General features: G+C 75.9%; 11 protein-coding genes and 1 pseudogene. 5 read left to right on the top strand and 7 right to left on the bottom strand.

What is annotated here, in order from left to right; genetic code table 11:
• The first annotated feature begins 61 nt into the window (after positions 1-61).
• The gene (locus tag ACIG47_RS22855) at positions 62-961 is read left to right on the top strand and encodes a universal stress protein (protein ID WP_397433349.1); all 900 of its coding nucleotides are present in this window, start codon (positions 62-64) and stop codon (positions 959-961) included.
• On the opposite strand, the gene ACIG47_RS22850 is transcribed toward ACIG47_RS22855, so the two are convergent.
• Positions 916-2,040, bottom strand: a complete 1,125-nt coding sequence (locus ACIG47_RS22850) for an FAD/NAD(P)-binding oxidoreductase (RefSeq protein ID WP_397433348.1) — start codon at positions 2,038-2,040, stop codon at positions 916-918. The two genes, ACIG47_RS22855 and ACIG47_RS22850, sit on opposite strands and share 46 nt — an antisense overlap.
• A gap of 218 nt (positions 2,041-2,258) precedes the next feature.
• Between ACIG47_RS22850 and ACIG47_RS22845 the strand changes: the two genes are divergently transcribed.
• On the top strand, positions 2,259-3,245 hold the full coding sequence (locus ACIG47_RS22845; protein WP_397433347.1) for an Acg family FMN-binding oxidoreductase: 987 nt from the start codon (positions 2,259-2,261) through the stop codon (positions 3,243-3,245).
• A gap of 427 nt (positions 3,246-3,672) precedes the next feature.
• On the opposite strand, the gene ppdK is transcribed toward ACIG47_RS22845, so the two are convergent.
• The 3 genes and pseudogenes from ppdK to ACIG47_RS22830 all read right to left on the bottom strand — a co-directional run.
• Entirely contained in the window at positions 3,673-6,420 is a 2,748-nt protein-coding gene (ppdK, locus tag ACIG47_RS22840; protein WP_397433346.1) for a pyruvate, phosphate dikinase, read from the bottom strand.
• 193 nt (positions 6,421-6,613) lie between these two features.
• Positions 6,614-7,006, bottom strand: a complete 393-nt coding sequence (locus ACIG47_RS22835) for a zinc-binding dehydrogenase (protein ID WP_397433469.1) — start codon at positions 7,004-7,006, stop codon at positions 6,614-6,616.
• A gap of 7 nt (positions 7,007-7,013) precedes the next feature.
• Positions 7,014-7,604 (bottom strand): annotated as a pseudogene (locus tag ACIG47_RS22830) (zinc-binding alcohol dehydrogenase family protein); the annotation flags it as partial.
• 161 nt (positions 7,605-7,765) lie between these two features.
• Here ACIG47_RS22830 and ACIG47_RS22825 point away from each other — a divergent pair.
• Positions 7,766-8,776 (top strand): zinc-dependent alcohol dehydrogenase, encoded by a 1,011-nt coding sequence (locus ACIG47_RS22825; protein ID WP_397433344.1) that lies wholly within the window; start codon positions 7,766-7,768, stop codon positions 8,774-8,776.
• A gap of 23 nt (positions 8,777-8,799) precedes the next feature.
• On the opposite strand, the gene ACIG47_RS22820 is transcribed toward ACIG47_RS22825, so the two are convergent.
• Both ACIG47_RS22820 and ACIG47_RS22815 read right to left on the bottom strand, forming a co-directional pair.
• The gene (locus tag ACIG47_RS22820) at positions 8,800-10,425 is read right to left on the bottom strand and encodes a GAF domain-containing sensor histidine kinase (protein ID WP_397433343.1); all 1,626 of its coding nucleotides are present in this window, start codon (positions 10,423-10,425) and stop codon (positions 8,800-8,802) included.
• Between the two features lie 150 nt (positions 10,426-10,575).
• The gene (locus tag ACIG47_RS22815) at positions 10,576-11,121 is read right to left on the bottom strand and encodes a flavodoxin family protein (RefSeq protein ID WP_397433342.1); all 546 of its coding nucleotides are present in this window, start codon (positions 11,119-11,121) and stop codon (positions 10,576-10,578) included.
• Between the two features lie 160 nt (positions 11,122-11,281).
• Between ACIG47_RS22815 and ACIG47_RS22810 the strand changes: the two genes are divergently transcribed.
• Together ACIG47_RS22810 and ACIG47_RS22805 are read left to right on the top strand one after the other, a co-directional pair.
• Positions 11,282-12,229 carry an Acg family FMN-binding oxidoreductase gene (locus ACIG47_RS22810; RefSeq protein ID WP_397433341.1) on the top strand — a complete coding sequence of 316 codons (948 nt, stop codon included), beginning with the start codon at positions 11,282-11,284 and terminating at the stop codon, positions 12,227-12,229.
• Between the two features lie 44 nt (positions 12,230-12,273).
• A complete protein-coding gene (locus ACIG47_RS22805) occupies positions 12,274-13,161 on the top strand; it encodes a universal stress protein (RefSeq protein WP_397433340.1) in 888 nt (295 codons plus the stop codon).
• A 27-nt stretch (positions 13,162-13,188) separates the two neighbouring features.
• On the opposite strand, the gene ACIG47_RS22800 is transcribed toward ACIG47_RS22805, so the two are convergent.
• Entirely contained in the window at positions 13,189-14,676 is a 1,488-nt protein-coding gene (locus tag ACIG47_RS22800) for a copper resistance CopC/CopD family protein (protein WP_397433338.1), read from the bottom strand.
• Between the last annotated feature and the right edge of the window lie 205 nt (positions 14,677-14,881).

Genomic DNA, 14,881 nt, shown 5'->3' with positions numbered 1-14,881 from the left:
CTAGCGTGGGAGGTGACCGGCGGCCGCGGCGGACCGCCCCGTACCGACCGAGGAGACCGAGATGACTCAGACGACGACGGGCCCCGTGCTGGTCGGGGTCGACGGCTCGGAGTCGGCCACCCGGGCGGCCCGCTGGGCCGCGCTGGAGGCCGCCCGGCGGGACGTGCCGCTGGTGCTCGCGCACGTCTGGACCCCGGTGCCGGTGAGCGTGCCGCACGCAGTGGCGCTCGGGGCGTACCAGGACGCGCTGATCGCGCAGGGCCGGCAGTGGCTCGACGAGGCCGAGGCAGCGGCCCGCGACGCGGCCCCAGGGGTCGTCACGAGCACCGACCTGGTGGGTGGCTCGGTGGCGGCGCGCCTGATCGGGCGGTCGGCGTCCGCCGGCATGGTGGTGCTCGGGGACCGCGGTCTCGGTGGTTTCAGCGGGCTGGTCATCGGGTCGATCGCGGTGGCGGTCAGCACGCACGCGCACTGCCCGGTGGTGGTCGTCCGCACGGCCGAGCCGCCCGGCACCACTCCGCCGGACGGTCCGCAGACCGGCCCCGTGGTGGTCGGTGTGGACGGTTCGGGCACCAGCCGGGCGGCCGTCACGTTCGCGTTCGAGGCGGCGTCGGTGCGCGGCGTCCCGCTCGTGGCCGTGCATGCCTGGAGCGACCTGCCCGTGACGACGGTGTGGGAGCTGACCACCGCGTGGGACGCCATCGAGCGGCACGAGTCGGAGCAGCTGAGCACGTGGCTGGCCCAGGACCGCGCGCGGCACCCGGGCGTCCGGGTCGAGGAGGTGGTGGTCCGGGAAGGGCCGGCCCGGGTGCTGCTCGAGCACGCCGAGCGCGCGCAGCTCGTCGTGGTCGGGACGCGCGGCCGGGGCGGGTTCCGCGGGCTGCTGCTCGGGTCGACCAGCCAGGCCCTGATCCATCACGCAGCGTGCCCGGTCGCCGTCGTCCCGCTGCCGCGGTCCTGAGGCCCGGCGGCTCCGACGACGGAGGCTGCGAGGTCGTCGACCGCGGTGGCCGGCCCCGGGCCCGCACGGTGGCCGGCACGCTGGTCGGCGGGGTTGGCGGCACGTTCGGCGGCGAGGAACCGGGCGACGGTCCGGGTGAGGATCTCGCCCTCGACGTGCGTGCCGGAGCCCGCCTTCGAGGTCGGCACCGCTGCGGCGTCGCCGAGGACGAAGACGTCGGGCCGCGCCGTGGACCGCACGGAACGCGGGCCGACGGGCACGAAGCCGAGCTCGTCGCCCAGACCGTCCGAGGCCTCCACGTAGGCTGCGCCGCCGTGCAGGGGCACCATCACCGCCAGGTCGAAGGGGACCTCCCGCTCGTCGAACGACACGAGGCGGCCGCCGGCCCCGTCGGCGTCCTCGACGCTCCCGGTGGTGAACTCGGTGACCAGGTCGATGTCCTTGCGGGCGAGCAGGCCGGCCAGTGCCGCGGCGGCGACGGGCTTGGTGAACGCCGCGTCCAGCGGGGTGACGTAGGTCAGCGAGACCGCGTCGCGGATGCCGCGCCGCCGGAAGTACCAGTCGGCCAGGAAACAGAACTCCAGGGGCGCCACCGGGCACTTGATCGGCATGTCGACGACGTCGACCACGAGCCGGCCGCCGTCGAACGCGGCCAGGGCCCGGGCGAGGGCCTGGGCGCCCTCGTAGTCGTAGAACGTGTGCACCTGTGCGGGCCGCAGCGGCGTCGCGAGGCCCTCGGTCTCCTCGGGCAGCAGCCGTGCGCCCGTCGCGATCACCAGGAGGTCGTAGGGCAGCACCGCGCCGTCGGCCAGGTGCACGCGGTCGTGGTCGAGGTCGACGCGCTGTACGACGCCGCGGCGGTAACCGATGCCCGGCCGCAGCTGCCGCCGGCGGGGCCGGACCAGGCTGTCGAGCGGGGAAAGACCGAACGGCGCGAACAGCAGCCCGGGCTGGTAGACGTGCCGGTCGTCCTGGTCGACAACGGTGATCTCGACGTCGTCGCCGAGCGTGCGCCGCAGCCGGTTGGCCGACAGCGTGCCGCCGGTACCACCACCCAGGATCACGATTCGTCCCGTCATGCCCTCAGTCTCGGCGCCAGACGGTGCGCCCCGTAGGGGCCTTGGTCGTCGCGGTGCGGGACGTTCGCCCGGGCAAGACGGGACCAGCAGCCCTGCTGGCCCCGCGGGACCGGTGGTGTGCTGGGCGCAGAGCACGAGTGGCCCAGACCGCGAGGACGCGGCACGGGGCCCGCCGGACCCGCCGGCGCGACCCCGGAGGAGACGGAGGGAGACGGACCATGGACATCGTCGACGCACGGGTCGAGAGGATCCTGAACGCCGCCGGGGACGCGCCGAGCGTCCTGAACACCCAGCCCTGGCGGGTGGCGACGAGCGACCGCACGGTGACGCTCCGCGCCGACCCGTCGCGGCAGCTACGGCACAGCGACCCGCACGGCCGGGAGATGCTGATCAGCTGCGGGGCGTTCCTGTTCAACGCGCGGGTCGCGGCCCGCCGGGAGTCGCTCAACGCAGTGGTCACGGTGCTGCCCGACCCGGAGGACGACCTGCTCGTCGCGCAGATCGCGCTCGAACCGGGCGACGACCCGGGCGACGACGAGCTGGAGCTGTCCGTCGCGATCGAGCACCGGACGACGTCCCGCGTCCCCTTCGAGGACCGGCCGCTGCCGGCCGACGTGCTGGTCGCGATCCAGCGCGCCGCGTACGCCGAGGGCGCCAGCATGCGCACGATCCAGCCCTCCGACCCCTCGCGGCCGGAGGTGCTCGCGCTGGTGCGCCGCGCCGAGGCGGTCGCGGCGGAGGACATGGCCGCACGCGACGAGGAGACGGCGTGGACCGCCACCTGGCCGGGCCGCGACGACGGCATCCCGGAGCACCTGCTCGGACGCGCGCCGACCAACCCGGACGCCCCCGTGCGCCGGTTCAACGCCAGCCGGGGCCGGGAGCCGTTCGAGCGGCACTCGACGCTTGCCGTACTGACCACGCCCGGCGACTCCCCCCGGGACTGGGTCGCGGCCGGCCAGGCCCTGGAGCACGCGCTGCTGGTCGCCACCACGCACTTCGTGCACGCGTCGTTCGCCACCACCGTCCTGGAGAACCCCACGACCCGGCACGACCTGCGCCAGGCACTGTCCCTGCACGCCTACCCGCAGATGCTCATGCGGCTGGGCACCAGCCCCCAGGCGGAGCGCACGCCCCGCCGCACCCGCCCGCGGCACGACGCCGTCCGCCCGTGGACACCGTGGCGCAGCCGACCGACGGCGTGACACGGGACACCCGCGGGTGCCGGGGGGCGGGGCGTGTGGAGGCGGGTGCATGGGGGGCGGGCGCGTCGGGGGCGCGAGGCCCGGGCAGCGCGAGGCACGCGGGGGGCACACGGGCAGCGGGGGGCACCTGGGCGACGTGGATCGGACGGACCAGGCGGGTCGCACGGGTCACGGGGCGGCGGGCGAACCAGCCATCAGCGTCTGAAGTGCGCTTCTACCCAGTCATCAGGCCCACCATGACCCTAGTTAGTGGGCCCAATGACTGGGTAGAAGCGCACCCTCGGTGGGCGGGGGCCACGCGTCGTCGCACACCGTCACACCCGTCACGCACCGGCACGCGTCGTACCACGCCGCCGCACACCGGCACGCGCCGGAACGCCCCGCCACACACCCCGCCACACACCCCGTCACGCATCGTCACGCATCGTCACGCATCGTCACGCGCCGCATCGTCCAGCCGGGCGCGGGCCGCCGCCAGGCGGGCGACCGGGACGCGGTACGGCGAGCAGGACACGTAGTCCACGCCGATCCTGTCGAGCAGCGTGATCGACGCCGGGTCACCGCCGTGCTCCCCGCAGACGCCGGTCTCCAGGTCGGGCCGGGTGCGCAGCCCGCGCTCGACGCCAGTCCGGACGAGCTCGCCCACGCCGTCCGCGTCGAGGGAGGCGAAGGGGTCGGCGGGCACGATGCCCTCCTCCAGGTACGCCGCCAGGAAGGAGCCCTCGGCGTCGTCGCGGGAGACGCCGATCGTCGTCTGGGTCAGGTCGTTGGTGCCGAACGAGAAGAAGTCGGCGTGCTCGGCGATCTCGCCCGCCGTCAGCGCGGCACGCGGCAGCTCGATCATGGTGCCGACGCGGTAGGCCAGGTCGGTGACGCCGGCGGCGGCCAGCTCCTCGTCGGCGGTGGCCACGACGATCTCGCGCATGCGCCGCAGCTCCTCGGCGTACCCGACCAGGGGCACCATGATCTCCACGCGCGGGTCCAGGCCGCGCGCCCGTACCGCGAGCGCCGCACGGACGATCGCGCGGGTCTGCATGACGCCGATCTCCGGGTGCAGCAGCGTCAGCCGGACGCCGCGGGTGCCGAGCATGGGGTTGGCCTCGGCCATGCTGGTGATCCGGGACAGGAGGGCGCGTGCCGGCTCCAGCTCCCCGGCCCCGTCGTCCACCCCTGCCTCGACACCCGCCTCCAGCCGCTGCACCAGCAGCGACTGCTCCACCACGTCGGGCAGGAACTCGTGCAGCGGCGGGTCGATGAGCCGCACGGCCACCGGCAGGCCGGTCATCGCGGTGAAGATCTCCTCGAAGTCCGCCTGCTGCACGGGCAGCAGCTCGTCGAGGGCGGCCTGCCGGGACGCGGCGGTGTCGGCCAGGATCATGCGGCGCACGACGGGCAGGCGGTCGGTGGCCATGAACATGTGCTCGGTGCGGCACAGGCCCACGCCCTCGGCGCCGAGCTCGCGGGCGCGGACGGCGTCGGCCCCGGTGTCGGCATTGGCGCGGACACCGAGGCGGCGGACGTCGTCGGCCCAGCCCAGGACGGTGGAGAAGTCGTCAGTGACACGGGGCGGCACGAGCGGCAGGGCGCCCGGGTAGACGGCTCCGGTGGTGCCGTCGAGGGTGACGGTGTCCGCGTCGGTGAGCACCGTGCCGCCGATGGTCAGGGTGCGGGCGTCGGCGTCGATGCGCAGGTCGCCGGCGCCCGCGACGCACGGCTTGCCCATGCCACGTGCCACCACGGCGGCGTGCGACGTCATGCCGCCGTGCGCGGTGAGCACGCCCTGGGCGGCGGCGACACCGTGGATGTCGTCCGGCGTCGTCTCCCACCGGACGAGCACCACGGCCTGCCCGGCCGCGCCCTGCTCGGCGGCGGTGTCGGCGTCGAACACGAGGCGGCCGACGGCGGCGCCCGGCGAGGCGTTGAGCCCGTGGGTGAGCGGGGTCGCGGTGTGGTCGGGGTCGAGCGCGGGGTGCAGGAGCTGGTCGAGCTGGGCGGGGTCGATGCGCCGCAGGGCCTCCTCCTTGTCGATCAGGCCCTCTGCGACGAGGTCACGCGCGACCTTGAGGGCTGCGGCGGCGGTGCGCTTGCCGGTGCGCACCTGGAGCAGGTAGAGCGTGCCGTCCTCGACGGTGAACTCGATGTCCTGCATGTCGCCGTAGTGGCGCTCCAGCCGGTCCATCGCGGACATGAGCCGGGCGTACGCCTCGGGCAGCACGGTCTCCAGCTCCGGCAGGCGCCGCGGGGTGCGGATGCCCGCCACCACGTCCTCGCCCTGCGCGTCGAGGAGGAACTCGCCGTACCGTTCCTTGGTGCCCGTGGCCGGGTTGCGCGTGAAGCACACGCCGGTCGCGGAGGTGCCGCCCTTGTTGCCGAAGACCATCTGCATGACGTTCACGGCGGTGCCCAGGTCGTCCGGGATGTCGTTCAGCCGCCGGTAGACCTGCGCCCGGGGGCTGTCCCACGATGCGAAGACGGCGTCGACCGCCCTCCGGAGCTGCTCGCGCGGCTCGGTGGGCAGGTCGTGGCCGGTGCTCTCGCGGGCCACGCGGCGGAACGTGGCGGTGAGCTCGCGCAGGTCGTCGACCGTGAGGTCCGTGTCCTGCCGGACGCCGCGCCGGTCCTTGAGCGCGGTGAGCTCGTCCTCGAAGGCCTGTCCCGGGACGCCCTCGACCACCTCGCCGTACATCTGCACGAACCGGCGGTAGGAGTCCCACGCGAACCGCGGGTCGCCCGACTCGGCCGCGAGGCCGGCGGCGGACTGCTCCGAGATGCCCAGGTTGAGGATGGTGTCCATCATCCCCGGCATGGAGAACACGGCGCCCGACCGCACCGACACCAGCAGCGGGCGCTCGGCGGCGCCCAGCACCCGGCCGGTGCGGCGTTCCAGGGCGTCGAGGTGGGCCTGGATCTCGTCCCAGAGCCCGTCGGGCCAGGTGCCGCCGCCTCGCATGGCGGCGACGCACGCCGCGGTGGTCACCGTGAAGCCGTCGGGGACGGGTACGCCGATGCGCCGCATCTCCGCGACGCCCGCGCCCTTGCCGCCGAGCAGGGAGCGCATCCCGGCGTTCCCCTCCGACAGGTCGTAGACCAGCCTCCCGTCCGCCGGTGGTGCCGACGCCGGCGGCGGCGCGCCCGTGGTGGCCGATCCGGTCCGGCTGTCCGCATGCGTGGTCATCGCGCCTCCGTCGGTCCGCGCCCGCGTGCCGTGTCTCCGGCGGCCGTGCCGGGGCGGGGCGGCCCGGCCACGCTGCCAGCGTCGCCCGGCCGGTGCGCGGCGGGTCAGGGCCGTCGGCCCCGCACGGCGGGGACGTAGGTCCCCCTCGACCGGGCGGGCGAGCCCCGCGACGGCGACGGCCCGGGTCGTCCCGTCAGCCGGGTGTCACGACCAGCGAGCCGGACGCCGCCCCCGACCGGAGGTCCGCGAGCGCCTCGTCCGTCCGGTCGAAGGGGTAGCGGGTCACCTCCGGGACGATCCGGAGCGTGCGGGCCAGCCGCAGGAACGCGGCGCCGTCGGCGCGGGTGTTGGCGGTGACGGTGCGCAGGTCGCGCTCGTAGAAGAGGTGCTCGGTGTACGACATGGTGGGCAGGTCGCTCATGTGGATGCCCGCCAGCACCACGGTGCCGCCCCGTTCGGTGGCCTGGAGGGCGAGCGGCACGAGCTCGCCCGCCGGGGCGAAGACGATCGCGGCGTCGACCGGCTCGGGCGGCCGGTCGGTCGCGCCCCCCGACGAACCGGGCGCCGGTCCGCCGGGCCAGGTCACGGTTGGCGGCGCCGCGCGTCATGACGTAGACCTCCGCGCCGCACGCGACGGCCAGGCGTGCGGTGAGGTGCGCGCTGGACCCGTAGCCGTACAGGCCGAGCCGGCCGCCGGCGCGCAGGCCGGTGCGGGTCAGCGCCCGGTACCCGATGATGCCGGCGCACAGGAGCGGGGCCACCTCGGCAGGGTCCCGGTCGGCGCGCAGCCGGTAGGCGTAGGTCTCGGGCACGGTGGTGTGCTCGGCGAAGCCGCCGTGGGCGTCCCACCCGGTGTACCGCGAGTCGGGGCAGAGGTTCTCCTGCCCCTCGCGGCACCACCGGCACGCGCCGCAGGTGCGGCGCAGCCACGCGACGCCCACACGGTCGCCGCGCCGCAGCTGCCGCACGGCGGGGCCCGTCTCCTCGACGACGCCGACCACCTGGTGCCCCGGCACCACGTGCGGCAGGTGCACGGGCAGCTCGCGGTCCACGACGTGCAGGTCGGTGCGGCACACGCCGCAGGCCTCGACCCGCACCAGCACCTCGTCCGGTCCGGGCCGGGGCACGGGCACCTGGCGCAGGGCGAGGCTGCCCGCCGTGCTCCCGGTGACCCACGCCCGCATGTCCATGCCTCCACCATGACCAGTCCACCGCCCGGCCGCCAGCGCCGGCGCACTCGCGGGGACCTTCGCCCGTCGGGTGTCGGGACGTTGGCCTCTGCTTCGCGCCGGCTCTCGCGCAGTGATGTTGAACCGTCAGCACACCCTCTCCGATCGGAGCTGTCATGAAGGCCGCCGTCGTCACCGACTTCACCGCACCGCTGCAGGTCATGGACGTGCCCGTCCCCGAGCCCGGACCCGGTCAGGTCCTGGTCCGGATCGAGACCAGCGGTCTGTGCCACACCGACATCCACGCCGCGCACGGCGACTGGCCGGTCAAGCCCCACCCGCCGTTCGTGCCGGGGCACGAGGGCGTCGGCCGCATCGAACGCCTCGGCGAGGGGGTGCGCGGCCGCAGCCCCGGGCAGCGGGTCGCCATCGCGTGGCTCGGCAGCGCGTGCGGCGAGTGCCGTTACTGCATCAGCGGCCGGGAGACCCTGTGCGAGAAGCAGGCCAACTCCGGCTACTCGGTGAACGGGGCGTTCGCCGAGTACGCCGTCGTCCCCGCCGCGTTCGCGACCCCGGTGCCCGACGACGTGTCGTCGCTGGACGCCGCGCCCCTGACCTGCGCGGGCGTGACCACCTACAAGGCGATCAGGGTGGCCGGCGTGGCGCCGGCCGAGACCGTGGCGATCTTCGGCATCGGCGGCCTCGGGCACCTGGCGCTGCAGTACGCCCGGATCGCGGGCGCGTTCACGGTGGCCGTGGACCTGGAGGACCACAAGCTGGACCTGGCCGCCCGGCTCGGCGCCGACCACGTGGTCAACGCCGCCCGCGAGGACCCGGCCCAGGCGATCCAGCGGCTCGGCGGGGCCGACGTCGCGGTCGCGCTGGCCGCGTCGCCGGCCTCGTTCGACCAGGCCTTCGCGTCGCTGCGCCGCGGTGGGCGGCTGGTCTGCGTCGCCCTGCCCGCGCACGGCACCATCCAGCTGCCGATCTTCGACACCGTCCTGAAGGGCATCTCCGTGATCGGCTCGATCGTCGGCACCCGCAACGACCTCGCGGACGTCTTCGCGCTGCACGCGGCGGGCCGGACCGAGGTGGTCGCGACCGAGCGCAAGCTCGACGAGGTGAACGAGTCCATGACGGACGTGCTGGCCGGCCGGGTGCCGGCACGCATCGTGTTCGGCCTGTGAGGGCAGGGGGCTGACCGCGCCGGTCAGGCCCCGTCGAGCGGCACCCGCCACTCCAGGCGGGTGCCCTTCGACGGGCCGGGCCCGATGCTCAGCGAGCCGCCCAGCTCGGTGGCCCGCCGGGCGAGGTTGCGCAGGCCGCTGAACGCGACGCCCTCGGGCACGCCCACGCCGTCGTCCGTGACCACCAGCTCCACCGTGTCCGACACGGCCAGGCGCACCGACACCGCCCGGGCTCGGGCGTGCCGCGCCACGTTCGACAACCCCTCTCGCACGACGGCGACGACGTGGTCGCCGACCTCCGGCGGCACCGAGGAGTCGACCGGTCCGTCGAAGCGCAGCCGCGGCGCGAACCCGAGCGGTCCGGCGGCGGTGTCGACCTCCGTGATGACGCGTGAACGCAGGCCGACCTGGCGGGCGCCGGGACCCCCGGGCTGCAGCCGGTGGATGGTCGTGCGGATCATGGCGATCGTCTCGTCGATGTCGTCCACCGCTCGCTCCACGCGCTCGGCGCCCTCGCCGCTGAGCCCGCGGCCGAGCGTGTGCAAGGACAGCCCGGTCGCGTACAGCCGCTGGATCGCCAGGTCGTGCAGGTCCCTGGCGATGCGGTCACGGTCGCGCAGCACGGCGAGCCGCTCCACGTCGACGCGGTGCTCGGCCAGCTCCAGGGCGACGGCGGCCTGCGCCGCGAACCCCTCCAGCGCCTCGACGACGACGGCGGAGAACGGCGCCCCGCCGAGGTACCGCCCCACGGCGAGCACCCCGCGGGTACTGCCCTGCTCGCCCAGCGGCAGCACCGCGAACGGCCCGAGCTCGTGGCGCAGGTCGAAGGAGAGCTGGGCGCGCTCGTCGGCGGCCGCCGCCGCGGAGAACATCGGCCGGCCCGAGCCGAGCACGACCGACGCGAACGTGCCGTCCGGCGGCAGCATGGTGCCGACCAGCCGGTCGGTGTCAGGGCCGGACGCCGCCTGCACCACCAGGCGCCGCGACTCCGGCTCGGGCACGGAGATCACCGCGAGGTCGGCGCCGGCCACCCGCCGGGCGTGCTTGGCCACGAGGTTGAGCACGTCGCCCGGCGCGCTGCCGGTGAGCACCTGCCGGGAGATCTCGTCGTTCGCCTGCGCCGCCCGCTCCCGCAGGCGCGCCTCGTCGTACAGGTCCGCGTTCTCGATGGCCACGCTCGCACCCGCCGCCAGCGCCTCCAGGAGCCGCTGGTCGTCCTCGGTGAAGTCGCCCCCGCCCTCCTTCTCCGTGAGGTAGAGGTTGCCGAACGCCGCACCGTGCACCTGCAGCGGAGCACCCAGGAAGACGCGCATCGGCGGATGGTTGGGCGGGAAGCCCACGGATGCCGGGTGCTGGGTCAGGTCGTGCAGCCGCAACGGCGCCGGGTGGCGGATGAGCTCACCCAGGATGCCGTGCCCCGTGGGGTACGGGCCGATGGCGCGCACCTGGTCCGGCGTCAGCCCCACCGTCAGGAACCGCGCGATGCGCCCGTCCGGACCCAGCACGCCCAACGCTGCGTACCGAGCGCCCACGAGGCGCGCCGCGGTCGCACTGATCTCGTTCAGCGTGGTCTCCAGGTCGAGACCCCGCCCCATCGTCGCCAGCGCGTCGAGCAACAGCTCGGCCTGTTCGCGGGCACGCTCCGCCACCGCACTCCCCCGTCCTGCCCCCGCGGCACCACCGTATCGGCCTGGCGCAGCACACGCAGACGATGACACGGGCAGAGTGCTGTGCAGCACGGGATTCACCCCGTGCGTGCCGGTGACAGCGGGTCGAGCGGGAGGCAGCCGGGAGGCGAGTCAGGCGGGAGGCCGCCGCCGTGGGAGGGACGACCGGGTCGCGGCCACCTCGGCCCCGAGCCCCTTGCCCCACGCCCGGGCCCGCGCGAGCTCGCCGTCGGCCAGCGGGCCGGTCATGTCGGTGACCCGGTAGCTCGTCGGCGCCGCGACGATCGGGTAGCCCAGCCGGTCCAGGCGCCGCCCGGCCGCCCGCGCCGCGGATCCGGTGAAGTGCGACGTCGCCCGGGTGTCGAAGGCCGTGGCCTCGGTCCGGGCATCGGCGCGGACGCCCGGCAGGGCACCCAGCCACTCGCGGATGCCCCGCTCACGGGAGACGACGTGCGTCGCCCGCGCCGCCGCGTCCCGCCGCGTCGAGGGCCAGGACATGCTGAAGGCGTGCGTCGGCCCGCCGACCACGAGCAGCGTCACGTCCGCGGGTACCGTGCGCGGCGCCACCCCCACCTCGACGACGTCGGCGTGCATCGACGCCTCGATCCCCTCCGCGACCGCGTGCGCGACCTGCTCGGTGTTGCCGAACATCGACTCGTAGACCACCAGTGCGCGCATCGCGAGCACCTCCTCGACCTCGAACAGTTCCGTGTGGGACGAGCCTCGCCTCCGCCCGCACCCCGCCGTCAGGGCCGTCTGCCCCGGCCCCGCAGGACCTTCGGCCCGTGTGCCGAGCCCTCCCCCGCGCCAAGACTGACGAGGGGAAGGGAGTGCAGGGATGAACCTCGACGAAGCACGGACACAGCGGATCCTGCGGGCAGCCGCGAGCGCACCCAGCGTGCTGAACACCCAGCCGTGGCTGGTGACCACCGCGGGCAGCACCCTGACGCTCCGCGCGGACCCGTCGCGCCAGCTCCGGCACTCGGACCCTCGCGGCCGGGAGATGCTGATCAGCTGCGGCGCGTTCCTGCTCAACGCCCGCGCGGCCGCACGCCGCGAGTCCCTCGACGCGGTCGTCAGCGTGCTGCCCGATCCTGACGACGATCGCCTCGTGGCCACGATCGAGCTCGAACCGGGCCGCGACCCGGATGCGGACGAGCTCGAGCTCTCGGTCGCCATCGCGCGGCGCACCACCTCGCGGGTCCCGTTCGACGACCAGCCGCTGTTCAGCGACGTGCTGCACGCCGTCGTCGCGGCGGCGCACGACGAGGGCGCCGACCTGCGCGTCGTCCAGCCGGGCGACCCCGCGCGCGCGGAGGTCCTGCGGCTCGTGCGCCGGGCCGAGGCGCTCGCCGCGGAGGATCCCGCGGCGAGCGCCGAGGAGGCCGCCTGGACCGCCACGGACCCCGGACGCGGCGACGGCATCCCGCGCGACCTGCTCGGCCCCCGCCCGACGGACGACCGGGCGCCGGTACGACAGTTCCTCGCCAGCGAGGGCAGCGCCCCGTTCGAGCTGCACTCGACCACGGCCGTCCTGACGACGCCGGGCGACTCGGCACGGGACTGGGTCGCCGCGGGCCAGGCCCTGGAGCGGGTGCTGCTGGTGGCGAGCACCTTCTTCGTCCACGCCTCGTTCGCCACCACCGTGCTGGAGAACCCGACCACCCGCCACGACCTGCGCCGGGCACTGTCGCTCGACGGGGTCCCCCAGATGGTCATGCGGCTCGGCTACAGCTCGATGCCGCAGCACACGCCCCGCCGCACCGTCGAGCCGGCGGCGGGCTGACCCCGCGGACCGCACCCCGGTCCGGGGGCAGAAGGAGGACGATCATGAACAGTGCCTGGTACCACGGCGTCGTCGTGGGCGTCGACGGCACGGCCGAGAGCCTGTCCGCGCTGGACTGGGCGGCCCGCACGGCCGACCTGCACCGGACCCGGCTCACCGTCGTGGCCGCCTACCCCACGCCCCCCGAGCCCGGCCCGGGAGCGAGCAGCCTGGCCCTGGACGCGCGCGAGCAGGCCCACCGCGCGGCCCGCGCCGCACGGGACCGGCTGGGCGACCGGCGGCCGGGCGGCCGCGAGGTCCGGGTGCTCGTGCTGCCGGGCGCCGCCGCCCACGTCCTGGCCCAGCAGTCGAGCACGTGCGACCTCGTCGTGGTGGGCCGGCGCGCCCTGGGCGCGCTCGACCGGGCCCTGCTCGGTTCCACCTCCTCGGCGCTGGCCGCCGGCGCACCCGGCACCGTCGCCGTGGTGCCGGCGGGCGCAGCCACGGGCGAGCCCCGCCGGATCAGGGTGGGTGCGGGGCGCGAGGACGAGCCGGACCTGCTGGAGACGGCGTTCGCCGAGGCCGCCGCGCGCGGGTGCCCGCTGGAGGTGCTGCACGTGACGGGCACCGACCCGGTCGTGTCGGCGCTGCTGGACAAGGACCGTGCCACCGGGACGTGGCACGAGACCAGCGACGCGCTGACCGACCGGCTGCTCCAGTGGTCCCGGAAGTACCCCGGCGTCACCTACACGGTGGTGACCAGGCGCGGGGACCCCGTGGTGGCCCTGCTCCACAACCTGGCCCGGCACGACATCCTGGTGGTCGGCGGGCGCCGCCACTCGGCGGTCGCGGGCCGCCTGCTGCGCAGCGTGCCCGACGCCGTGCTGCGCACCGCGCCGTGCCCCGTCCTGGTGGTGCACGTGCACCGGCCGGAGTCGCCCGCGTTCGCCTGACCGGACGAGCCTGGACGCGATCGGCGCTCAGGACTCCACCGACGCCGCGACCAGCCAGGCCGTGAGCAGCACGACCCCGGCCATCAGCGTGGTCTCCCGGCCCGTGCTGCGCCGCAGGGCCACCCCGGCCTTGCGGGAGCGGCCCGCGTGCCGCACGACGGCGCGGCGTCGGGCCGTCAGCCGTGGGACGACGCGGAGGTGGTTGTGCGCGCCGATCGCCGCCACCACGGCGACGAGGCCCGCCTTGGCCAGCAGGAACCGGCCCCAGTCGCTCTCCCAGAGCTGGGCGGGCCGGTCCAGGATCCCGACCGCGAGCAGCACCCCGGCCACGCCGACCACGGTGACGGCGGCCGCCGCGACCACCGAGAAGCGGGCCACCGTCAGCGCGGCGTCCGGGTCACGCCCGTCCCGGCGGCGCGCCCGCAGCAGCACGCCGAGGGCGACGAGCCCGCCCACCCACGTGGCGGCGGCGACGAGGTGCGCCACGTCCGCGGTCACCACCAGCCACCGCGGCTCGACGGTGTTGCTGTGCCCGCCGAGCACCTGCCCGGCGCCCGCCAGCGCAGCGCCGGCCGCCGCGAGCCAGGAGCCGGTCGCCGTGTGCCGGGCACCGACCGTGATCGCGACGGCGCCCGCGGCCTGGAGGCCGACGTCCCACCGCGCCGTCCCGGTGAGCGAGTCACCGATCGCGGACGCGGACACGCCGGACGCGAGGTCGCCGTGCGCCAGGAGCACCGAACCCGCCAGCACCCGGACGACGAGCCCGCCGAGCAGCAGCACGCCCGACCACCGGACCAGCCGCAGCACCGCCGGCGGGTCCGCCTCGTCGCGGCCGCGCAGCACCAGGCCCACGAACACCAGGGCACCCCCGGCGACCAGCGCGCCCCAGAGCGCGGCCGCCGCACCCAGGCGGACGGCGGCCGACGCCGCGCGGGTCGCCGGACTGTCCATCGCGGCGGGGTCGTGGCCCATGTCGTGGTTCGCGTCATGGTTCGCGCCGTCGGGCGTGTCGTGGTCCCCGCCGGAGGCACCGTCCCCGGCGCCGGCTCCCCCGGGCTCACCGGACGCCTCCGGCGACGCCGACGCACCGCCCGGCGCCCCGCCGCCCCCGGCCACGCCGGCGACGTCGAAGCCGAACGTGCCCTCCAGCGGGTGGCCGTCCTGGGCCGCTGCCGTCCAGGACACCGTGTACCGGCCCGCCCGCAGCGGCGCGGACGGCGTCGCGACCAGGGCCAGGCCGTCCTGCGCCGGAGCGACCGTGGCCGCGACGGTGCCGTCCGGCCCGTCGATCACCACGCCGTCCCCGAGCGGGCTCACCGGCAGCGTGAACCGCAGGGTCACGTCGGCCACGGGGGCCGGCGCCGTCGACCCGGCGGCAGGCGCCGTCGACTCAAGCCGGGTGTGCGCCGCGGCGGGCGGCGCCCACCCCAGCGCGAGGACGAGCGTCGCGAGCAGGCCGGCGGCCGCCCGGACGAGGACCGCACGAGGGCGCGCGCCACCGAGCGTTCTGCACATGGGCAGACTCCTTCGGGAGGGGTGGGGGGGGGGGGGGGGGGGGGGGGGGGGGGGGGGCGGGGGGGGCGGGGGGGGGGGGGGGGGGGGGGGGGGGGGGGGGGGGGGGGGGGGCCGGGGGGCCCCCCGGCCCCCCCCCCCCCCCCCGACCGCATCCGCAACAAGATCCGCACCATCCTCCAGATGGCCGTGGTGCTCACCCACGGTG

The sequence above is a fragment of the Promicromonospora sp. NPDC052451 genome (assembly GCF_044547525.1).
Lineage (GTDB): Bacteria > Actinomycetota > Actinomycetes > Actinomycetales > Cellulomonadaceae > Promicromonospora.
The sequence above is the reverse complement of the archived record's forward strand: the minus strand, read 5'-3'. Positions and strand labels throughout refer to the sequence as shown.